19 protein-coding genes are annotated in these 20,186 nt (G+C 66.1%); 5 read left to right on the plus strand and 14 right to left on the minus strand.

Translation table 11 applies throughout. The annotated features are described in order from the left end of the window. Positions 1–98 precede the first annotated feature (98 nt). The 10 genes from KZC51_RS12825 to KZC51_RS12870 form a co-directional block, all read right to left on the minus strand. Complete coding sequence (locus KZC51_RS12825) at positions 99–674, minus strand: RNA polymerase sigma factor (protein ID WP_247630333.1); 576 nt, start codon at positions 672–674, stop codon at positions 99–101. Beyond that, on the minus strand, positions 671–1,645 hold the full coding sequence (locus tag KZC51_RS12830; RefSeq protein ID WP_247630334.1) for a hypothetical protein: 975 nt from the start codon (positions 1,643–1,645) through the stop codon (positions 671–673). The genes KZC51_RS12825 and KZC51_RS12830 overlap by 4 nt, the downstream gene beginning before the upstream one ends. A 97-nt stretch (positions 1,646–1,742) precedes the next feature. Continuing rightward, a complete protein-coding gene (locus tag KZC51_RS12835; RefSeq protein WP_247630335.1) occupies positions 1,743–2,204 on the minus strand; it encodes a hypothetical protein in 462 nt (153 codons plus the stop codon). An 11-nt stretch (positions 2,205–2,215) separates the two neighbouring features. Beyond that, positions 2,216–3,166, minus strand: coding sequence for a hypothetical protein (locus tag KZC51_RS12840; RefSeq protein WP_247630336.1), 951 nt, complete (start codon positions 3,164–3,166; stop codon positions 2,216–2,218). Between the two features lie 22 nt (positions 3,167–3,188). Beyond that, on the minus strand, positions 3,189–3,734 hold the full coding sequence (locus tag KZC51_RS12845) for an RNA polymerase sigma factor (protein WP_247630337.1): 546 nt from the start codon (positions 3,732–3,734) through the stop codon (positions 3,189–3,191). Positions 3,735–3,788: 54 nt separating this feature from the next. Continuing rightward, positions 3,789–4,685: a GTPase Era gene (gene era, locus KZC51_RS12850; protein ID WP_247630338.1), complete on the minus strand. Its 897-nt coding sequence runs from the start codon at positions 4,683–4,685 to the stop codon at positions 3,789–3,791. After that, complete coding sequence (locus KZC51_RS12855; protein ID WP_247630339.1) at positions 4,678–5,973, minus strand: hemolysin family protein; 1,296 nt, start codon at positions 5,971–5,973, stop codon at positions 4,678–4,680. The genes era and KZC51_RS12855 overlap by 8 nt, the downstream gene beginning before the upstream one ends. Next, positions 5,970–6,428, minus strand: a complete 459-nt coding sequence (ybeY, locus tag KZC51_RS12860) for an rRNA maturation RNase YbeY (RefSeq protein ID WP_247630340.1) — start codon at positions 6,426–6,428, stop codon at positions 5,970–5,972. Before ybeY ends, KZC51_RS12855 begins: the two co-directional genes overlap by 4 nt. Continuing rightward, entirely contained in the window at positions 6,425–7,450 is a 1,026-nt protein-coding gene (locus tag KZC51_RS12865) for a PhoH family protein (protein WP_247630653.1), read from the minus strand. The genes ybeY and KZC51_RS12865 overlap by 4 nt, the downstream gene beginning before the upstream one ends. 64 nt (positions 7,451–7,514) lie before the next feature. Beyond that, positions 7,515–7,862: an HIT domain-containing protein gene (locus tag KZC51_RS12870; RefSeq protein WP_247630341.1), complete on the minus strand. Its 348-nt coding sequence runs from the start codon at positions 7,860–7,862 to the stop codon at positions 7,515–7,517. A gap of 242 nt (positions 7,863–8,104) precedes the next feature. Between KZC51_RS12870 and KZC51_RS12875 the strand changes: the two genes are divergently transcribed. The 4 genes from KZC51_RS12875 to KZC51_RS12890 are packed head-to-tail and all read left to right on the plus strand — an operon-like array spanning position 8,105 to position 12,954. Further along, complete coding sequence (locus KZC51_RS12875; RefSeq protein ID WP_247630342.1) at positions 8,105–9,430, plus strand: ATP-grasp domain-containing protein; 1,326 nt, start codon at positions 8,105–8,107, stop codon at positions 9,428–9,430. Further along, positions 9,427–10,671, plus strand: coding sequence for an ATP-grasp domain-containing protein (locus KZC51_RS12880; RefSeq protein WP_247630343.1), 1,245 nt, complete (start codon positions 9,427–9,429; stop codon positions 10,669–10,671). Before KZC51_RS12875 ends, KZC51_RS12880 begins: the two co-directional genes overlap by 4 nt. Beyond that, positions 10,668–11,939, plus strand: a complete 1,272-nt coding sequence (locus tag KZC51_RS12885) for an MFS transporter (protein WP_247630344.1) — start codon at positions 10,668–10,670, stop codon at positions 11,937–11,939. The genes KZC51_RS12880 and KZC51_RS12885 overlap by 4 nt, the downstream gene beginning before the upstream one ends. Further along, entirely contained in the window at positions 11,932–12,954 is a 1,023-nt protein-coding gene (locus tag KZC51_RS12890; RefSeq protein ID WP_247630345.1) for a hypothetical protein, read from the plus strand. The genes KZC51_RS12885 and KZC51_RS12890 overlap by 8 nt, the downstream gene beginning before the upstream one ends. Here KZC51_RS12890 and KZC51_RS12895 read toward each other — a convergent pair. Genes KZC51_RS12895 through KZC51_RS12910 form a run of 4 tightly spaced genes read right to left on the minus strand, consistent with a single transcriptional unit; the run spans position 12,917 to position 16,897 of the window. After that, positions 12,917–13,678, minus strand: a complete 762-nt coding sequence (locus tag KZC51_RS12895; RefSeq protein WP_247630346.1) for an HAD-IIB family hydrolase — start codon at positions 13,676–13,678, stop codon at positions 12,917–12,919. The two genes, KZC51_RS12890 and KZC51_RS12895, sit on opposite strands and share 38 nt — an antisense overlap. Next, entirely contained in the window at positions 13,675–14,664 is a 990-nt protein-coding gene (locus KZC51_RS12900; protein ID WP_247630347.1) for a S66 peptidase family protein, read from the minus strand. The genes KZC51_RS12895 and KZC51_RS12900 overlap by 4 nt, the downstream gene beginning before the upstream one ends. Then, the gene (locus KZC51_RS12905) at positions 14,664–15,863 is read right to left on the minus strand and encodes a cytochrome P450 (RefSeq protein WP_247630348.1); all 1,200 of its coding nucleotides are present in this window, start codon (positions 15,861–15,863) and stop codon (positions 14,664–14,666) included. The genes KZC51_RS12900 and KZC51_RS12905 overlap by 1 nt, the downstream gene beginning before the upstream one ends. A 17-nt stretch (positions 15,864–15,880) precedes the next feature. Continuing rightward, entirely contained in the window at positions 15,881–16,897 is a 1,017-nt protein-coding gene (locus tag KZC51_RS12910) for an amino acid--tRNA ligase-related protein (RefSeq protein ID WP_247630349.1), read from the minus strand. A 277-nt stretch (positions 16,898–17,174) separates the two neighbouring features. Between KZC51_RS12910 and KZC51_RS12915 the strand changes: the two genes are divergently transcribed. Further along, the gene (locus tag KZC51_RS12915) at positions 17,175–20,177 is read left to right on the plus strand and encodes a glycine--tRNA ligase (protein WP_247630350.1); all 3,003 of its coding nucleotides are present in this window, start codon (positions 17,175–17,177) and stop codon (positions 20,175–20,177) included. Positions 20,178–20,186: the final 9 nt, after the last annotated feature.

Raw genomic sequence — 20,186 nt, forward strand, 5'->3', positions numbered from 1 at the left:
ACGCATGGATAAACTCGTGTGTCAGGAATTCGCTTCTCGCGCAATGTGCCCTTCACAGGAGTCGACGTACGAGGAGAAGGCAGGGGCGACACTCGGCATCATCCGGTCGTCCGCGGCGCCGGACGCGCGGCTTCCACGGCCCGTCGCGCCTCGGCCGCTGCTTCACCGGTGCCGAGCCCGAGCTCCACCTCGAGCTTCTTCCGCGCCCTGCTCAGCGTCTTCCACACGGAGGCCTGCGAGCAGCGGAGCAACTCGGCGATCTCTCCCGCCGAGAGCTGATCCCAATAGGCGAGCTTCACGATCCGCCGCTCCCGCTGCGTCAACGCCACCTCGACCGCGTGTCGCACCGCGAGTGTGTCGAGCATGTCGTCATCGCTCGGTGCCGCATACACGGTATGCACCGTGTCCATGGCCCGGGCTCGCGCGCGACTGCGGCGTTCGCGATCCTTGATCTTGTTGTCGGCTGCCCTGATCAACCAGATCAGTCCGAGCGGCTTGGCAGTATCGAGCTTCCGCCAGGCGAGGAGGAACACATCCGACACGATCTCCGCCACCGCGGAGTCGTCATCCACCACGCACTCGACATGGCGTTGCAACGGCGCCCAGAGCGTGTCGTAGATCTCCTTGAAGACAGCTTCTCGCGGGGAGCGCCCCGCATCGGATCGGCCGTTCATTCGACCAGTCCTTCGACGTCCCAGAGCTGAGAGCCGAGGATCGCGCCGGCAGGAAGCAGGGAGTCCGCCTTCACGACCGTCCGTTCGACACCGACGATGCGACCGGTGTCGGCCGAGACGAGCACCACGTCGCTGACCGCGCCATCGGGAGACATCACTCGCAGGCCGTCGACCGCTCGCCCCAGGCGGTCGTGCGTCGCGGGTACGGCCTCTGCACCGCCTGCGTCCTCGATGATGCGCAGGAGCGCCGCATGCTGGGCATTCGTGAGCGTCCACTGGCCGAGCAGCGTCGTGACCGCGGTCACGACCTCGAACGCCGAGGGATCATCAGGCATCTCCAGAGCGACGAGCGCCTCCTGCATCCCGGCCAGGGACTCCGCCGGAGGATCCATCACCGGAGTGACGAACTCACCAGGCAGCATCGGGAACTCCTCGACGTCGCCCGAGAACGGCATCTCCGCATGGGAGTACCACTCGGCATCGGCCGGGTCCCGTTCCGGGCTGTTCATGAGGACCACGTGACCGGATCCGTCAGGTTCCCAGGAGATGGTCGACAGCTGCGTGAAGACCCGTAGTTCACCGGTGCCCGCGTCGACCGAGAAGTTCCACGACGCGGTCCGCACGAAGCGCTGCGGCGCGGCGGGGCCTGAGGACATCGAAAGATCCGCCTGAGCCTCATCGACGATCTCGGCGACGCTCGGCGCCAGGGCCGCCGACGACAGAGGCGCTCCCGCGCGTGCCGTCGTCTGCGGAACGATCAGGACCGCTGCAATGAGGGCGGATGCGGTGGCCAGTGCCAGTCCGGACGCCCAACCGATGGTGACCGTTCGGTGCCGCCGGTGCGTCGGCTGACCCGAGTTCAGAATTCGATCGCGAGCGACCAGCGCCGCGGCATCGGGCTTGGCATCAGCCGCGGTACGCGCGGGGCTCGCTGCGCGCAGCATGCCCCCCAGCGAAGAATTGTCCGGCACGAGGTTCTCCACGATCACTTCTCTGACGTCAGCCCGCACGCCATCTCGGCGTGGCGCTCAGATGGATTCTGACCTCAGTCGCTTCCGGTTCGGCCGCTCAGAGGGTGCAGCGGATGTTCGTCACGGTACCGGAGGTGTTCTGATACGTGCCCGCGGAGATCGTCTTGAGCACGGTCGTCCCGTTGCGCGCCTGGGCCGTCCCCGACGAACGTGCGTTCGCCACAGACTTCACGCTGAAGTTCGAGGGAATGCTGTGCACCCCGCAGGTTCCGAAGCTGAGGGCGCTGCCGTCGGCGAACGGGGCGTTGAAGGCACAGATCTTGCCCGTCGCACACGCACCGACGGCCCGCGCCGACACGCCTGATGAGCGCGGAACGGTCATCTCCATGTCGAGTTCCGGCCACACCGCGTGATGACTGTCGAGCAAGATGCCGCCGGGCACGACATCGAGCATCTCGGCGATCTCGGGAGCCGGATCGATGAGCGGTTCCGCCGCAGCGGCCGCCACCGGCACGGAACCGATCGCGAACACCGCCGCGAGTGTCACGGTGAGCATCATGCACGTTCGCCTCATCGGGTCACTTCACTTTCCACGTCCCACATCCGGTAGGAGATGATCGCTCCCACCGGGAAGACATCGTCTGCTTTGATCGCGGTCCGCTCCACTCCGACGATCCGTCCGGTCTCGAGCGACACGAGCACCACGTCCTTGGCCCCCTTGTCCGGCGTGAGGAACTGGAGGCCGGCGACCGGGCGTCCGAGTCGGTCGGTCGAGTCGCCGAGCGCCATACCCTCCCCGGTCTCTTCGAGAAGCGAGAGGATCTCTCGGTGCTGTGCGTTGGTGAGCGTCCACATATCGAACGTCGAAGTGAACGCGGTCTCGATGTCGAAAGCGGTCGGCTGGGCCGGCATCCCGAAGGCCGTGAGCAGGGCGAGGACGTCCTCGCGCGAATCACCGGGGATCTCGGGCCACGGCGGCTCGAAGTCACCGGGCGCCATGATGACGTCGGACAGGACATCGTCGCTGCGGCTCACCTCGGCGCTGTTGTTCGCAACGGCATCCGCGGGGTCATAAGGGACACCGCGGATGATCGTCATCCGACCGGAGCCGTCCGGATTCCAGGTGAGCTCGGAAAGCTGGGGAACGACCTGCGTGTTCTGATCGACCACATCGACGGAGAAGCCCCACGACGCCGCGTGCACGGCGCGCAGAGGGACCGCGGGACCTTCGACCGCGAGGAGATCCTCCTCCGCTGCGTCCACGATCTCGGCGACCGTGCTGGCCCCCACGAAGGTGAGCGGCGTCGGAGATCCGGCGGTGGCGGTGTCCTGCGGCAGGAGCATCGCGACGGTGAAGATGGCAGCGGCCCCCGCAGCCACAGCGCCGGAGGCCCAGCCCACGGCCCGCGAATGAGGGCGATGCGCGAGACGGGCCTTGCGCAGGATACGATCGCGGGTCGCGAGGGCGCCGGCATCGGGGGCCGCATCCCGCGGAGTGCGTGCGGGATCGGCTTCGGTCAACGCACGTTCAAGCACAGCCTTCTCACCCCTCACGCTCCCCCTCCAGGCCCAGTGCGTCCCGCATTCGCTTCTCTGCGCGGCGCAACATCGTCCGCACACCTCGGCGCGGGTACCGCATCAGCTCCGAGATCTCCCCCTCGGTGAGCCCGTCCCAGTATGCCAGCATGATGATACGCCGTTGACGCGCAGTGAGGACACCCAAAGCGCGCAGGACGCTGTCCCGATCCGGTAGCTCTTCGGCAGGTCGATCCGCAGCGCCTGGCTCTTCGGCGGTGCCGGCCATGCCATGATGCACGGCGTCGAGCACGGCGCGCCTGCTGGTCGCACGGCCGGAGCGTGCCCGCAGTTCACGATCTGCCATGCGGAGCAGCCGGACGCGCCCCATCGGTTTGGCGACATCCAGGTGCGTCCATGCTTCCAGGAACACTGCGGAGACGATCTCTGTGACCTCGTCATCATCCTCGACGACACCTTCGATGTGATGCCGCAGCGCCGCCCAGTGGGCGTCGAAGACTCGTGTGAAGACCTCGTCGTGCAGCGAGTTCGGGTCTTCGCTGCGACCGGTCATCTGCTCGAGGTAGGCGGCCTTCCCGCCGCCGTCGATCCGTCTCGTGGGCTCATGTCAGAATCCGAGCCTGCCCAACTGCTTCGGGTCGCGCTGCCACTCCTTCGCGACCTTCACGTGCAGACCGAGGAACACCCGGGTACCGAGGAGCTCTTCGATCCCTCCGCGCGCACGGGCACCAACGTCGCGCAACCGCTTGCCCTTGTGGCCGATGATGATCGCCTTCTGGCTGTCACGCTCGACCACGATCTGCGCATGCACATCGGTGAGCTCGCTGTCGTCTCGCCGCGAGACCTCGTCGATGATCACAGCGATCGAGTGCGGCAGCTCGTCGCGCACACCCTCGAGTGCGGCCTCACGGATCATCTCGGCTATCCGGTCCTCCTGCGACTCGTCCGTCGTGATGCCCTCTTCGTACAGGGGCGGGCCCTTGGGCATCAGGCTCAGCAACTCATCGGCGAGCACTTCGAGCTGATCACGGGTGAGCGCCGACAGCGGCACGACCGCCGCCCAGTCCTCGCGGAGCGCATCGACTTCGAGCAGCCGCTCGGTGATGTCGTCTCGGCCGGCCGCATCGGTCTTGGTGACGATCGCGACCTTCTTCGCGCGCGGATACCCGTCGAGCGATGCCGCGATACGACGGTCTCCCGGTCCGACCTTCTCCGTCGCCGGCACGCAGAACCCGATCACGTCGACGTCGCCGAGCACCTGGTCGACGAGATCGTTGAGACGCTCGCCGAGCAAGGTGCGGGGCTTGTGGATCCCCGGGGTGTCGACGATCACGAGCTGCCCCTGCGGGCGGTTCACGATCCCGCGGATCGCGCGGCGCGTCGTCTGCGGCTTCTCGCTGGTGATCGCGATCTTCTCGCCCACCAGTGCGTTGGTCAATGTGGACTTGCCCACGTTCGGGCGCCCGACGAAGGTCACGAACCCACTTCGCGTCTGCTCAGTCATCGTGTCGCTCTCCTTCATCTTCTGTCGATTCCGCATCGACGGCTGCTCGTTCGACGAACACCGTCGCAATTCCTCGTCCGCGCCCGCGCGAGGCTCCCCCGGTGAGCACCAGACCGTGCACCGTCGCGGTCGCGCCGGGCTGGGGAACCTGACCGAGGGCCTTGCCGAGCAGTCCGCCGATCGAGTCGACGTCTTCATCCTCGAGCTCGAGTCCGAAGAGGTCGCCGACGTCCTCCAGCGAGAGCCGGGCACTCACGCGATATCGTCCGTCACCGAGCTCCACGAACTCAGCGGATACCTGATCGTACTCGTCCGAGATCTCTCCGACGAGTTCCTCGATCAGATCCTCGAGGGTCACCAGGCCAGAGATTCCTCCGTGCTCGTCGATCACGAGGCACACATGCACCGCATCGCGCTTCATCTGCTGCAGCAGCGTCTCGGCGCGCATCGACTCGGGGACGAAAGTCGCCGGTCGGGAGATCGGCCGAATGGATGCCGTCCGCCACGCGTTCTCATCGCGGAACGCGAACTGCACCAGATCCTTGAGATACAACACGCCGACCACATCGTCGGCATCGTCGTCGACGACCGGCATGCGCGAGACACCGCGGTTCAGGAACAGCGCCATGGCCTCGCTCGTCGACGCGGTGGCGTCGACCGTCACCATCTCGGTGCGAGGAACCATCACTGCGCGTACGAACTGGTCGGTGAAGTCGAACACCGAGTGGATCAGGTCGCGGTCATCCGCCTCGATGAGATCGTTCGATGCCGCCTCATCGACCATGCTGAGCAGCTGCTCCTCCGAGCTGAACGAGCTGCGACCAGCACCGGGCGTGACCCGGTTCCCGAGAGCGACCAAGCCCTGCGCGATCGGTCCGAGGAAGATCCGCAGCCCTCTGACGACGGGGGCGTTCGCACGCAACAGCCCGTCCGCGTGGTCACGACCGAAGGTGCGAGGACTGGCACCCACGAGCACGAAGCTGATGCCGGTCATCAGCACAGCGGCGGCGAGCATCGCCCACCAGATGTTGTCGAACAGGAACATGAATGCCACGGTCACGAGCACCGCAGCCGCGGTCTCCGCCAGCACACGGATGAACGCGACGGCGTTGACGTGGGCATCCGGATCGGCGGCGATGCGCGCCAGCTGACGCGCATTGCGCCCCTCGCTGCCCATCTCCTCGAGGTCGGATCGTGACGAGACGCCGAACGCCGCGTCGATGGCGGCCATCAGACCACCGAAGGCGACGAGCAGAACGGCGCCCGCGAGGAGGAACGCCGCTGTCATCGTCGACGTTCAGACGCGGCGAAGCCTTCGATGAGCTGCTTCTGGAGTCCGAACATCTCGCGCTCCTCATCGGGCTCGGCGTGATCGAAACCGAGCAGATGCAGCAGCCCGTGGGTGGTGAGCAGGATCAGCTCGTCCATCAGCGTGTGCTTCGCCGCCTGGGCCTGCGTCTCCGCGACCTGAGGGCACAGCACGATGTCGCCGAGCAGCCCCGGGGCCGTCGGGCGGTCCTCGGTGCCAGGGCGCAGCTCGTCCATCGGGAAGCTGAGCACGTCGGTCGGCCCTGGCTCATCCATCCACTGCACATGGAGCGCTTCCATGGCGCCTTCATCGACCAGCACGATCGCGACCTCAGCGTCGGGGCTGACATGCAGCTGCGCGAGGTTGTAGTCGGTCAGCCGCTGCAGCACGGTCTCGTCGACGTCGATGGCCGACTCGTTGTTGATCTCGATCATGAGAGTCCTCGTTTCGGCATCCGGTCGCGTGGTCCTGGGCGCTGGGCGCCGCGACGCTCGGCACGGCTGGCGAACTCCGCCGCCTGTTCGCGCTCGAACCTCTGCGCCGTGCGCTTCTCGTCATACTCGCTGTAGGCGTCGACGATGCGTCCGACGAGCGAGTGGCGCACGACGTCGTCGCTCGTGAGCCGGGAGAAATGGATGTCGTCGATACCGTCGAGCACTCGTGTCACGAGGCGCAGCCCCGAGGACCCCTGCGGCAGATCGACCTGCGTGATATCACCGGTGACCACCATCCGTGTGCCGAAACCCAGCCGGGTCAGGAACATCTTCATCTGCTCCGGGGTGGTGTTCTGAGCCTCATCGAGTACCACGAATGAATCGTTCAGTGTGCGACCTCGCATGTACGCGAGCGGGGCGACCTCGATCGTTCCCGAGGCCATCAGCCGCGGCACGATCTCCGGATCCATCATCTCGTTCAGCGCGTCATAGAGCGGACGCAGGTACGGGTCGATCTTGTCGGTCAGCGTGCCCGGGAGGAAGCCCAGTCGCTCCCCCGCCTCGACGGCAGGGCGGGTCAGGATGATGCGCGTGACCTCTTTGCGCTGCAGCGCCTGCACAGCCTTCGCCATCGCGAGGTAGGTCTTGCCGGTACCGGCAGGACCGATGCCGAAGACGATCGTGTTCTCCTCGATCGCGTCGACGTACTCCTTCTGCCCCAGGGTCTTCGGGCGGATCACGCGGCCCCTGGTCGACAGGATCGCCTCGCCGAGGACCTCGCTCGGTCGTGGTCCGCCGTCGCGCCGCAGCAGTCGCGCCGAATTCGTCACGTCGCTGGGGGCCAGATCGTGCCCCGCCTTCGTCATGGCCAACAGCTCGTCGACGAGCTTCTTCGCGTTCGCGACCTCCGCGGCGCCGCCGCTGAGCGTGATCTCGTTGCCGCGCACGAGCACCTGCACATCGCGATGCTCCCTCTCGAGCATCCGCAGCAGGCGGTCCTGCGGCCCGAGCAGCTGCACCATGGCGACACCGTCGGCGTAGATCGTCTCCCGTGCAAGGGGCCCGTCGGCAGCGCCCGTCGAGATATCAGCGGCCAACGAGGTTCGCCTCCTTGAGATCGCCGGAGAGCACATGCGCGTGCAGGTGCGGGACGGTCTGTCCCGAATTCGCCCCGATGTTGAAGATGAGCCTGAAGTGTCCGTCGCTGTGGGTGTCAGCGAGTTGCTGGGCCAACGCCACGACCTCCGACAGCAGAGCGGGGTCGTCGGCTGCAAGCTCGACCACGTCTGCGTACTCGCGCTTCGGGATGATCAGCAGGTGCAGTGCCGCCTGAGGATTGACATCTCGAAGGACGAAGAGGCGTTCGCCCTCGAAGACGACCTCGCCCGGGATCTCTCCCTTGAGGATGCGAGTGAAGATTGAGCCATCGGACATTCCCCTAGTTTAGTGGCTCGGTCTCGTCCGAAGGGGTGCCGCCGCGGAGGGCGACACGCCGCCCTCCTTCACAGAACCCCCAGTCGTTCGTAGCAGAGTCGACCCACCAGCGGCTGCAGATGCAGGCATCGCGCATGCCCCGCAGATGTCGAAGGTAGTGTGGTCGGATCGCTCGCAACCGGAGGCGGCGACACCCGAGGGCCTCGAGCCCTCACACGCATCGATATCGAAGGAGATTCGCTTTGGGGGGGACGTCTTTCACCGACCCTGTCGCGCCACGACGTGACCTGGTTGAACAAGATGAGAGCGACACGAACAGCGGGCGCCCCCATGTGGTGCTCTGCCGGTGGGATCGCCTCATCCTCGAGGCCGCGCTGGCGACCGGGACGGCCGATATCACCGTCGTCATCGACGAATGGGAACTCGCCAACCGCCACATCGACCCTCAACTGGTCGCGCGGCTGAGAGCCCTGAAGGTGATCCGCGCCTTCGACGACATGTCGGCGATGTCCGAGCTGGCAGTACAGCTCCAGAGCTGCGTTCCGTCGATCACCCGCGTCATCAGCCTGGCGGAGCAGTCTCAGCTCGGGGCAGCCTATCTCGCCGACGTGATCGGCACGGCCGGCCCTTCGATCGAGACGAGCGTCCTCGTCCGCAACAAGGTCGCGATGAAACGACGCGTGACCGCCGCGGGGGTGCGCTGTGCGGCGCAGGTGGCTCTCGAGAGCGGGTCACGACAGGAGGTGGAGGCCGCAGGACGACGTCTCGGCTGGCCGCTGGTGATCAAGCCCGCCGAGGGTATGGGCACAGTCGACACCTGGGCCATCGCGCACATCGACGAGCTGCCTGAAGCCGTCCAGGAGACGGCGAGGGCGCACGCGCTCATCGCCGAGGAGTTCGTGACCGGAGACGAGTACCACGTCGATGCCGTGTGGACGGGCGGTGAGCCGTCGGACTTCGGCGTCTCGCTGTACGTCGTACCGAGAATCGAGATCCGGACGCCCGGTCGGAACAACGGATCCCTCCATCTGCGCGAAGAGGACTTCCCCGAGATATATGAGGAGCTCATATCGCTCGGGCGCGACGTCAATTCAGCGCTGGGCATCACCGACGGCATCACCCACGCGGAGTTCTTCCGCACCCGTGAGGGGCAATGGGTGTTCTCCGAGATCGCCACGCGCCCGGCCGGCGGGGCGATCTGCAATGTGTTCAGCGCCTTCGGCGACGACCTGAGAGTGCGGTGGATGAAGACCGAGCTCGGATGCGCGGACGACATCTCTCGCTCCCACCCCGATCGACCGATCATCGGGTGGGTCAATCTGGCGCCCGAGACGCGAGGAGTGATCGCGCGAACACCCGACCCCGCCGCCTTGGCCCGGCATCCGTTCGTACGTCAGGTGATTCCCGGGCATCAGATCGGAGACGTCGTCGGCACTCTCCACCCCTCGGTCTGGTCGTGGATGGCCGTCATTGAGGCGGACGACGAGGCACAGTTCATCGAGCGCATGCGCATCCTCGAGATCGAGGCGGCCTTCGACATCATCCCTGAAAGCGAGTTCACGTCATGACCACTTTTCTCGTCTGCCGCTGGGAGCCGAACTCGATAGCAGCTCTGCTCGACAGAGGCCTCGAGCTCATCGTCTTGTTCGACGAATGGGAGGCGGCGAACCGCACGTTCGATTCCGACCTCCTGGGTCGGATCTCCCGGACGATCACCGTCGCCAGCTTCGACGCGATGGATCACCTCAGCATGGTCGCCTCCGGCTTGCTCGAGGAGGGGACGGTGATCGATCAGGTCGTCGTGGTCGACGAGCGCGGGCTGCTCGGCGCCGGTTATCTGGCCGCCGCCCTGGGCGTACCCGGGCCGTCGGTTCTGCAGAGCGTGCGTGTGCGCGACAAGCGGGCGATGAAGCTCGCGGCGGCATCTGCGGGTGTGAGGATCGCAAAGTTCGCCACCCTGCCCGCCGATGTGCCCGAGGCTGTCAGCGCCGCACAGGATCGCGTGGGTTTCCCCTGCGTCGTCAAGCCGGTCGCCGGCATGGGAACGACAGCGACGGCACGGATCGACTCGTCAGCGGAGCTGTCCACCTGGCTCGACGCCAATGCGGAATCGGCCCCCTTCATGGTCGAGGAGTTCATCTCCGGGCGCGAGTATCACGTGGATGCGGTGTGGAAGGAGGGGCGGATCATCGAGATCGCTGTCTGCCGCTACATGAAGCCTCGGATCGAGATCGACAACCCCAACATCCTCAACGGCGCGATCCTGATCCGTCGTGACCTGGACCAGGAACTCTACGAGCAGGTCGAGCAGATGCATGATGCCCTGGCGGGTCCGTTCGAGTTCAGCACGGGCATCACCCACGCCGAGTTCTTCGAGATCGCGCCAGGGGAACTGGTCTTCTCCGAGATCGCGCTGCGGTGCGGTGGGGCGGGCGCGATGAACATCCACCGGCCCCGTGGAGCGGACATGCGGGAGGTCTGGGCGGCCGCCATGGCCGGGGACCCGGCGGACGCTCTCCCGGTGCTCGAGGACTCGACGGATCAGCATCTCGCCTGGCTCCTGCTTGCTCCCACCGCGGCGGGCACCGTGGTGCGGATCCCCACGGACGAGGAGATCGCCTCGTATCCGTACATCCTCGATGTCGAGCGACTGGCGAAGGTCGGCGACACGGTGCGCCTGCATTCTCTCACCGCAGGCATGACGACCGTCATCTCCGGTGCCGATGAGGACGAGCTGCACACCCGCGCGCTCGAGCTGGCCGATTCTCTGACGTTCGAGGTCGAAGTCGGCGAGGACGCTCACGCATGACGGCGATCCGCGAGATCCGGGCACTCCCCCGCCCCGCCCTGCTGTTGCTGGCGGGGAGCGCCGTCAGCAACGTCGGCTCGGGTCTCGTCATGCCCCTGCTGGTCATCTATCTCTCAGAGGTGCGCGGCTTCGAGACTTCCTTGGCGTTGAGCGCCGTCGCCATCACATCCGCTGCTGCACTGCTCGGCGGATTGGTCGGAGGCTGGGCATCCGATCGAGTCGGGCGAGTGCAGACCCTCGCCATCTCGATGGCTCTCGCCGCTGTCGGCACAGCCTGGGTCGCCTTCGTCGGGACACCCGCGCAGATGGTAGGGGCGACGATCGTCTTCGGCCTCGGCGTCGGCGCGAACGCCTCGTGGATGGCGCTCCTCGCGGAGGCTGTCGCGCCAGAGCAGCGGGCCACGGCATTCGGGACCAACTTCGGACTCGCCAACGCGGCGATCGGCGTCGGCGCGGTCGCGTCCGGACTCTTCGTCTCGATAGACGCACCGTGGACCTTCCAGCTCGTCTACCTGCTCAATGCGCTGAGCTTCGTTCTCGGTGGGCTGATCATGGTGCTCGCCGTGCGAAGAGGCCGATCCGAGACGAGTCCGTCGGAATCCTCGAAACCGGTGACGCACCCACGCGGGTCATATCTGGGGCTGCTGCGCAACAGGTCTCTCGTCATCGTCCTGCTGATCGCGTTCGTCCTGTTCCTGGTCGCATACTCCCAGCTCGAGGCCGGTGTGCCGGGATTGCTGGTGGCGGAAGCGGGGATTTCCCCGCTCCATCTCTCCATCCTGATCGTCACCGATACGGTGGTCGCGGTGGTCGCCCAGTTCTTCATGCTGGGCGTGATCCAACGGGTCCCCATGAAGATACGCATCACGGTGGCCGCGGTCACCTGGACGGTGTTCTGGGCGGTTCTCGTGGTCGCGGTCGATCTCCACGACGCCGATCTCCGTCTCTTGCTCCTGTGTGCGGGAGCTGCAGTCGCCTCTGTCGGCGGTGCCTTCTTCGCGGTGTCTGTCCCGGTGCTGGTGCATGAGGCCGCGGCCGATCACGAGCGTGGCAGGGCCAATGCGCTCTACGGATTGAGCACGTCCATCGGATTCACCCTCGGGCCCGCACTCGTCAGTGTGTTCGTCAGCCAAGGGCATTCCATGTTGTTCGCGTGGATAGCGATCGTCATCACTCTCATCATCGCGATCCTCGCGCTCGTGCCGGGCATCGTCGCGACCTCCCCACATCCCGTCACCGTCGAGGAGAACGCCGAGTCCCATGCCTGACACAGACGCTGAACAGGTGCTCCGCGCGTCCATCCACCTCGCCGAATCCTTCCGCTCCATCTGCAGAGCGCATGGGTTCCGTGAAGAGGAGCGCGTCCCGGTCATCTCGCGCCACGATCCGTCCGTCCGCTACACGAACTCCACCATCTCCGCCCTCAAGCCTTATCTGAGCGAGGCCGTCTCCGAGCGGGTGTTCCTGATCCAGCCCGCGCTGCGTCTGCGTAACTTCGCCCATATGAAGAGGACGGCGTCCATGAGCCCGTTCGGCTGCGCCTTCATGGCCTTCGGCCTGGTCGCCCCGGTGTCGGATCTGGAAGAAGTGACGGCGATGGCGTATGAGCTCTTCGACCAGCTGCACATCGCTCGCGAGGATGTCGAGTTCCGGACATTCCACAGCGACACCGATCTCATCGCGTCAGCTGTGTTGACCGGTGTCGAGCCACGGGTGTCGCGCGAAGACCCGTCACCTTTCGTGCACGCATTCGGCATGGAAGGGGTCGCCGGCCGGAACGCCAACCTTCACGTGACGTCCGGAGGCGCGTCCCGGGCGGTGGCGAATGTCATCGTCATCGAGCGCGAAGGGGTTCCCATCGGGCTGGAGCTCGCGTGCGGAATCACCATGTACGTCACGCAGCTTCATGACATCAGTCATCCCGTCTGGGCAGGTCCTGCGGCCGGCGTGCGACCGTGGGGCGTCGACGTGATGAGCGCCGACGCGTTGCACAGCTCTGTCGTGCTCGCGATCGAGGACCTCCCGGCACGCTCTCGCGGCCGCGGCGGAAACTATCGCGATTTCCTGAGGATCATCGGAGCCAACTGGGGCCCCCAGGAGGATCAGCTCGCGATGGCCGCCTCAGAGATCGTGACGGCGGAGCTCGCTCTGCGAGCGGCGGCCAGTCCACTGCGCGAAGGAAACTCCGAGCTCGGGCACGACGAGGTCGTGGCGAAGATCATCGCCGACTATGCCAGGGTCGAGCTCAGTCCCGCGGACGACGACCCGCCACGAGCGCGCTGATCGACGCCGCAACGACGCCCGGATCCGCCGTCAGGCGACGGTGCGTCACGTCGTGAATGCCATCGCCACTCCCCACCCCGACCGCGTAGTCGGCACCGGAGAGGAGCCGACGGTCATTGAGATCGTTACCGTATGCGACGTATTCGTTGATGCCGAGCCTTTCCAGCGCCGTCCTCTTGTCGACCCCTGCCGGCGCCACATCGAGGTGGGCCTCGGCGCGATGCGTGGTGACGGCGCAACCGCATCCCACAAGTGATGCGGTCAGTTGCGCGGCGTCGTGATGATCGAGCACGGCCAGCTTGAGAATGGAGTCGAGCTCCTCGAGAGGAACCCGCTTCGCACGACCGTGCGAGTCGATCCGCCCGAGGAAGACATGGTCATCCGGGAGGTTGTGCGCATAATCCCACGCTCCATCGGCGACGAACTGCGCCCCGTCACCGTCGAGAACGGCGAGGATGCGATCACGCTGTGCGGACTCGAAGGCTTCGAGCACTCGCAGCTCCCCATGGACCTCGGCCATCGCACCGTTGGCACCGATGCGTAGCGCATCAGGGAAGAGGTCGGCGAGGACTCCCGCCTGATCGCGAACCGGTCTGGCAGACGCGAAGACCATGCGCCACCCTGCCGCGTGTGCGCCGTGCACGGCCTCCACGATGCGAGCGTCGATGCTCAGGCCGTCGAAGCAGATCGTTCCATCGATGTCGAGGACGAGCCAGGACGTCACTCTCGCACCCCGGAGTCCAGGAGAACGAGGCCTTCCGCGTCGAGCTCTGCTCGTACTCCCATGGGGAGTGTCGCCATGGGACTGGTGTGTCCGACGGGGAAGCCGACGATCACCGGTATGCCGAGGTCTCCCGTGACCGATTCGACAGCAGCGGCCAGACTCGGGATGTCGGAGACCTCTGCCGGCCAGCCGACCACGATCCCGGCCGCCTCAGCGAGCACTCCGGCGTTGCGAAGATGCCAGAGATCGCTGTGCGCGCGTGCGGTCGAGTACGGTACCTGCGGAGTCTCCAGCACCACGACCTTCTCCTTCAGATCCGGCGACCATGGCGTGCCCAGAAGCTGGCACAGCACGGGAAGGCAGCCACCACCCAGCACCCCCGTGGCACGCCCCTCACGAACCACCCGAACCTCCGGAGCCTTCTCGCCGCTCCGAAGAGCGTCTCCTATCCAGTCCGCCCGCTCTGTCACGATGCGATCGAACGAGGGCAGGCGGCCCAGAGGATCCGACATCATGGTGGCGCGCTGAAGCGCATCGAGGGTCTCGATGAAGGCGCCGCCGTTCTCCCCGAGCTCGTTCAACACCGACGGACCGTAGAACGTCACGAGGTCGGATCTCTGCTGCATCGCCACGTGCAGCGAGGTGATGTCGGAGTACCCGCAGAAGACCTTGGGATTCGCCGCGATCAGGTCGAAGTCAAGAGCCGGAAGGAGCTCGGATGCCCCGTATCCGCCGATGGCACAGAAGACGCCCCGCACCGTCTCGTCGGCGAATGCCGCATGGAGATCGGCGACCCGGGCAGCCACCGGCGCGCTGGAGAACGGGCCAGGATCGAGCGCGTGCGTCGCCATCCGGACATTCAGCCCCATCGCCCGGAGCTGCCGGATCCCCTTGCGGAGGCGCCGCGGGTGGCTTCCCGCCGAGTCCGCCGACGGCGAGACCACCACGACCTCGTCTCCTGCTCGCAGCCGCGGAGGACGCTTCATCAGGCAACCGACCCGACGCCGGATTCTGCTGCGCTACCCCGGGATCTCGTCGGTATCCTTCCGAAGCTCTTTGCTCCGAAGGACGGCTTCATGACGATGTCGTCGCCGGAGATGAGCTCGAGGACGCCCGAGGCGATGATGCGCTCGAGCACGACCTGCAGATGCAGTCGGCTCACGGCGCTGCCCAGGCAATAGTGGGTGCCACTGCCGAAACTGTGATGCCCGGTTGCAGCCGGCGCTGTTCCTGCGTGCGCCACCGGGCACCGTGCGTCGTCATTGGCAGCGAGCAGATTGAGCACCACGCGCTGACCGGCCCGGATCGAGCGACCCTCGAGTTCGATGTCCTCACGGGCCACGCGAGGCGCGAAGTGGAAAGGCGGATGATCGCGCAGGACGTCTTCGATGAAGCCAGGGAGCGCATCCGCCGAAGGCGCGTTCCCGATCGCGGCGACGGCAGCGGACGCCAGCGCAGAGGAGAGCGGCTCGATGGCACCGGTCACGACCTGTGCGTAGGCCGCAACGATGTCGTCTCTGTCGATGGATCCGTTCTGCTCGAGCTCACCGAGTGAGAGAGCGATGCGATTCCCACTCGCGGCGAGCCGGTCGACGAGCTCGGAGAGCGAGCCGATAGCCACCAGGGCCACCTGCGCCTTGTCGAAATCAGTGCCGGGCGTCGCAAGGTAGTCCATCACGGCGTCCGTCGCCTCGAGGATCGCAGAGGTGTCTTCGTCGCTTGTGCCGAGGATCGCCTGGGTCGTATGCAACGACAGCGGAAGGATGACGTCGAGGTAGAGGTCGCCGCCGGAGCCCGTCAGCGCCTCGAGACGCGAGGTCGCCTGATCTGCCAGCGACGACGGCAGATCAGCGAGAACCGTCTTCGTGAGGTTCTTCGCCAGCGATCGCCGAATCAGGGATTGCTTGGGCGGGTCGGAGAACACGAGCCAACGAGCGAAGAACTGCTCGACCGGGAGCACCACTCGGTACTCCTCCGGGGGCAGATCAGCGACCCCCGCGGGGACGCCGCGTGCTCGTAGCCGATCGTCCCGGGACATCATGGTCACCAGAGCGGACGACAGGACGTACCAGGATCCGGTCTCGTCGTTCCAGACGACGTCACCGCCGCCCCGCAGCCGCGCGTACGCGGCGTGCGGGGCGGCGATGGCCGCCTCGACCAAGGATCCGGAACCTGTGTCTGACACGGTCGCGGATCCCGGGGTCACGGTGCGAGCACCTGACCGTTGAACCGCGGAACGAGCTGCAGCTCGCGGATGTCGTCGTGGGCGAGCGCCCACATCAGCCACCGCTCGACGCCGAGGCCGAAACCTGCGGTCTGCAGCGGGGAGTGATCCTTCATCTGCAGGTACCAGGCGTAGTCATCCTCGGGTACCTCATGATGAACCAGCGCCTCGCGAGCCTGCGCCCCGGTGACATGTCGTTCGCCACAGCCGACGACCTCGCCGATGCCGAACAGGAGATCCCCGTTGAGCGACGTGCGCTTCTCGTCATCGCCGTACGCCTGATAGAACGGCACCGACAGGTGGTCGAAGTGCGTGACCCACACGAACGGATCGATCTCGTTCATCAGACGCCTCTCACCGAATCGGGTGAGAACGCGCCAGCCACCTTCGTCATGACGCACCGACTGTCCGTCATCGCCGAGGTGCGCGACGGCTTCGTCGAGGGTCAGCCGGGTGAACGGCGCCGATCGCACCATGGCTTCGAGGTGTGCCGTGCCTCCGGCGTGCTCGTTCAGCTGATCGCTCAGTCTCTCGAGCGCGGCTGAGGCCAGAGCGCGGACGTACTCCTCGGAGAGGGCCATGACATCTCCGAGATCGCCGAGGATCTCGGCCTCACTGTGGAAGAACTGGTTCAGATGCGTCTCGTCTGCGTCCTCGCCGCGGAAACTCGGCATCAGATACCACGCGCCCTCCGGAGCGAGTCGGCATCCGTACTCCAGCATGAACTGCATGGAGTCGGCGAGGTAGGTGTCGACCCCGAACATGCTCACCTTCACGGGAAGGCTGTCACTTCCCAGCCCCATGGGACTGGAGATCGTGTTGGTGGTGATCGGAAGGTGCAGATTCTTCGCACCTTTCGCCGCCCAGAATCCCGCGGACTCCTGCAGGACGAGATCCTGAAGCTCGACCAGGAGTCGAGTCCTGGGATCGTCGAGAATCTTCAGGAACCGATCAGGTTCGACGACGAATTCATTGATTTCACGGACACTGCTCATTGCAGAGTTCCCCCCTTGGTTCTGCGTTGGATTCGCGCCGACGGCGAATTCGAGACACGCCGTCGGCTCAATTGGTGTCCGAGCCTAACCAGTGCCCTTCGAATCGCGAAACGCGACTCGCCGCTGTCCGACGCGATCAGATCGGTCCCCTCGAACCGCTCCGCGAGGCCGACTAGGATGGACGGACACCCACCGCTCGGAGTCATCGACGCGCGCCGTCCGTCGAGTTGCGAGGCCGCGTCGGCCGAGGTCGGGTGATCGAGGAACCGAGGTATAGGTGACGAAGCACGCGCTCTCCATGCAGGATGCGATCTTGAAGCTCCAGGAGTACTGGGCAGGCGTCGGGTGCATGGTGATGCAGCCGTTGAACGCCGAGGTCGGTGCCGGTACGGCAAACCCTTCGACAGCACTCCGGGTGCTCGGTCCCGAGCCGTGGAGCGTCGCCTACGTCGAGCCCAGCGTGCGCCCCGACGACTCTCGCTACGGCCTCAACCCGAACCGTCTGCAGACCCACCACCAGTTCCAGGTGATCTTGAAGCCGGAACCGGGCAACCCGCAGGAGCTGTACCTCAAGAGTCTCGAGGCCATCGGCGTCGACCTTCAGGCGCACGATGTCCGCTTCGTCGAAGACAACTGGGCCTCACCGGCGCTCGGCGCATGGGGGCTGGGGTGGGAGGTCTGGCTCGACGGCATGGAGATCACCCAGTTCACCTACTTCCAGCAGCTGGGAGGCATCAACCTGAGCCCGATCCCGGTGGAGATCACCTACGGGCTCGAGCGGATTCTCATGGCCCTCCAGGGTGTCGACCACTTCCGTGACATCGAGTACTCCAGTGGCGTCTCGTACGGCGAGATCTTCGGCCAGTCCGAGTATGAGATGAGCCGGTACTACCTCGACGACGCGGACATCGAGACCTCGAGACAGCTGTTCGACGCGTATGCGCTCGAAGCCCGCAGGCTGGTGGAGAACCGGCTTCCCGTCCCGGCATACAGCTTCGCCTTGAAGTGCAGCCACGCGTTCAACGTTCTCGATGCCCGCGGTGCCGTGAGCACGACGGAACGCACCAAGGCCTTCGCCCTGATGCGGAACCTGGTCCGCGACTGCGCACGTCTCTGGGTCGAGATCCGTGACGAGCTCGATCACCCCCTCGGCGAATCGCCGGTTCCACACGCGGCGGCACACGCCGACGCCGTTCCCGTGGACCCCGAGACAGCCCCCGCGGACGTGCTGTTCGAGATCGGACTCGAAGAGCTGCCGTCCTCGGAGGTCTCGGCGATCGCCGAGAGCGTTCGCCATCTCCTCGAGGGCGCCTTGGCAGCGACCCGCCTCGGCTTCGAGGATCTCCGGGTGGACAGCACCCCCCGCCGAGTCGTGGCGCGGCTAACCGCCGTACCCGCCATAGAGTCAGAGCTCGAGCATGTGGCCCGTGGTCCCCGCTGGACCGCGGCTTTCGATGCCGACGGCGCCCCGACCAACGCCCTGAACGGATTCCTCCGGAAGAACGAGGCGACCGTCGACGAGATCGTCGAGGTCGACGTCAACGGCGTCCGCCACGTCGCCGTGAAGCGGACACTCCCCGGCCGCTCGGTGACCGAGGTGCTCTCCTCCGTCTTCGAGCAGGTCGTCCGAGGGCTCCGCGCCGACAAGAACATCCGATGGTCGGATCCCGAGCTGAGCTACGCGCGCCCGATCCGGTGGTTGCTCGCGCTCTGGGGCTCCGTGGAGATCGCGTTCACGGTCTCCACCGTCACCTCGGCGCACAGCACCAGGGTGCTGCGGACCAGCGAGCCTCCCGTGCGCGATGTGGGATCTCTCGAGGAGTTCGACCGGATCCTTCGCGAGGAGAACATCATCCTCGATCGGGAGGAGAGGCGTGCGCTGATCGTCACGGCCGCCGAGAGGCTCGCCGCATCCGTCGGCGGCGTGATCGACGTCGACGGAGACTCCGGCCTCATCGACGAGATCACCGATCTCGTCGAAGCCCCCGGTCCGATCCTCGGCTCGTTCAGCGCCGAGTATCTTCAGGTTCCGTCGTCTGTGCTCACCACGGTCATGAAGAAGCACCAGCGCTACCTCCCGATCTGGGTGGACGGCGCACTGAGCAACTCGTTCATCATCGTCGCGAACGGTCCGTTCGATGAGGCAGTCGTCCGCGGCGGCAACGAGAACGTGCTGCGTGCCCGGTTCGAGGACGCGAAGTTCTTCTGGCGCGCGGATCTCGAGAAGACCCCAGCCGAATTCCGGCTGATGCTCGACAAACTGCTCGTCGAGGATCGTCTCGGTTCCTTCCTCGACCGTTCGCGACGGATCGAAGCGCTCGCCACGGAGTTCGCTGAGCTCGCTGAGCTCGCCGCAGAAGATCGTGCGGTCGTCCGAGAGGCCGGTGCTGTGGCGAAGTTCGACCTCGCCTCGCAACTCGTCATCGAGTTCTCCGGCCTTGCGGGCACCATGGCGAAGGAGTACGCGCTCCGCGCCGGCCTGGACGAGGCGACGAGCACGGCGATCGAAGAGATGGAGCGCCCGCGCTTCTCCGGCGCGGTTCTCCCCGAGACCACGCCCGGTGCCGTGCTCTCGCTCGCGGACCGTTTCGACCTGCTCACCGGCCTCACCGCCGTCGGGATCAGCTCGACCGGCAGCTCCGATCCGTTCGGTATCCGTCGAATCGCCGGCGGGATCATCGGCGTGCTGCGCAGTCGGCCCGACCTCAGCATCTCCATCGGCACCGGCATCGCCCGCGCCGCATCCGGACTGTCCCTCCAGGGACTTGAGGTGACGGACTCCGTCCGTGCCGCTGTGGTGGACGTTCTCGAGAAGCGCTATTCCCAGCAGCTCGTATCCGAGGGACACGATGTCGCGATCGTCCGCGCGGCCCTCCCCCTCATCGACAGCCCCAGCGCGGCCGATCACGCGATCGAGACGATCGAGACCTGGCTGGGATCAGAGAACTTCACCGCGGAGTTCGAGGCGCTTCTGCGCGTCGTCAACATCACCCCCGCCGATATCGTCGGCGAGATCGATGGCGGTGGAGGGACCGAAGACGTCGCTTTCGCCGAGCACGTGCGAGTCTTCGACTCCGCTCTGACGGAGAACGACGGCATCGACGTCTTCCTCACCGAGCTCCGACGTCTGGCCCCCCACATCGACCGATTCTTCAACGACGTGCGCGTGCTGGACGATGACCCCGCTGTCCGTCAGACACGACTGGGTCTGCTCGGAGTGATCGCTGGACGCGCCCGCGCACTCGCGGAGTGGGCCGAACTCAAGCCGCTGCTCCCCTGAGGGCCGCCG

The organism is Microbacterium croceum, assembly GCF_023091245.1.
GTDB classification, from domain to species: Bacteria; Actinomycetota; Actinomycetes; order Actinomycetales; family Microbacteriaceae; genus Microbacterium; species Microbacterium croceum.

Bases quoted from the DNA above. Each gene is read 5' to 3' on its own strand.
- KZC51_RS12825 (WP_247630333.1), bottom strand. From the start codon at position 674: ATGAACGGCCGATCCGATGCGGGGCGCTCCCCGCGAGAAGCTGTCTTC.
- KZC51_RS12835 (WP_247630335.1), bottom strand. From the start codon at position 2,204: ATGATGCTCACCGTGACACTCGCGGCGGTGTTCGCGATCGGTTCCGTG.
- KZC51_RS12845 (WP_247630337.1), bottom strand. From the start codon at position 3,734: ATGACCGGTCGCAGCGAAGACCCGAACTCGCTGCACGACGAGGTCTTC.
- era (WP_247630338.1), bottom strand. From the start codon at position 4,685: ATGACTGAGCAGACGCGAAGTGGGTTCGTGACCTTCGTCGGGCGCCCG.
- KZC51_RS12855 (WP_247630339.1), bottom strand. From the start codon at position 5,973: ATGACAGCGGCGTTCCTCCTCGCGGGCGCCGTTCTGCTCGTCGCCTTC.
- ybeY (WP_247630340.1), bottom strand. From the start codon at position 6,428: ATGATCGAGATCAACAACGAGTCGGCCATCGACGTCGACGAGACCGTG.
- KZC51_RS12865 (WP_247630653.1), bottom strand. From the start codon at position 7,450: ATGGTGCAGCTGCTCGGGCCGCAGGACCGCCTGCTGCGGATGCTCGAG.
- KZC51_RS12870 (WP_247630341.1), bottom strand. From the start codon at position 7,862: ATGTCCGATGGCTCAATCTTCACTCGCATCCTCAAGGGAGAGATCCCG.
- KZC51_RS12880 (WP_247630343.1), top strand. From the start codon at position 9,427: ATGACCACTTTTCTCGTCTGCCGCTGGGAGCCGAACTCGATAGCAGCT.
- KZC51_RS12885 (WP_247630344.1), top strand. From the start codon at position 10,668: ATGACGGCGATCCGCGAGATCCGGGCACTCCCCCGCCCCGCCCTGCTG.
- KZC51_RS12890 (WP_247630345.1), top strand. From the start codon at position 11,932: ATGCCTGACACAGACGCTGAACAGGTGCTCCGCGCGTCCATCCACCTC.
- KZC51_RS12900 (WP_247630347.1), bottom strand. From the start codon at position 14,664: ATGAAGCGTCCTCCGCGGCTGCGAGCAGGAGACGAGGTCGTGGTGGTC.
- KZC51_RS12910 (WP_247630349.1), bottom strand. From the start codon at position 16,897: ATGAGCAGTGTCCGTGAAATCAATGAATTCGTCGTCGAACCTGATCGG.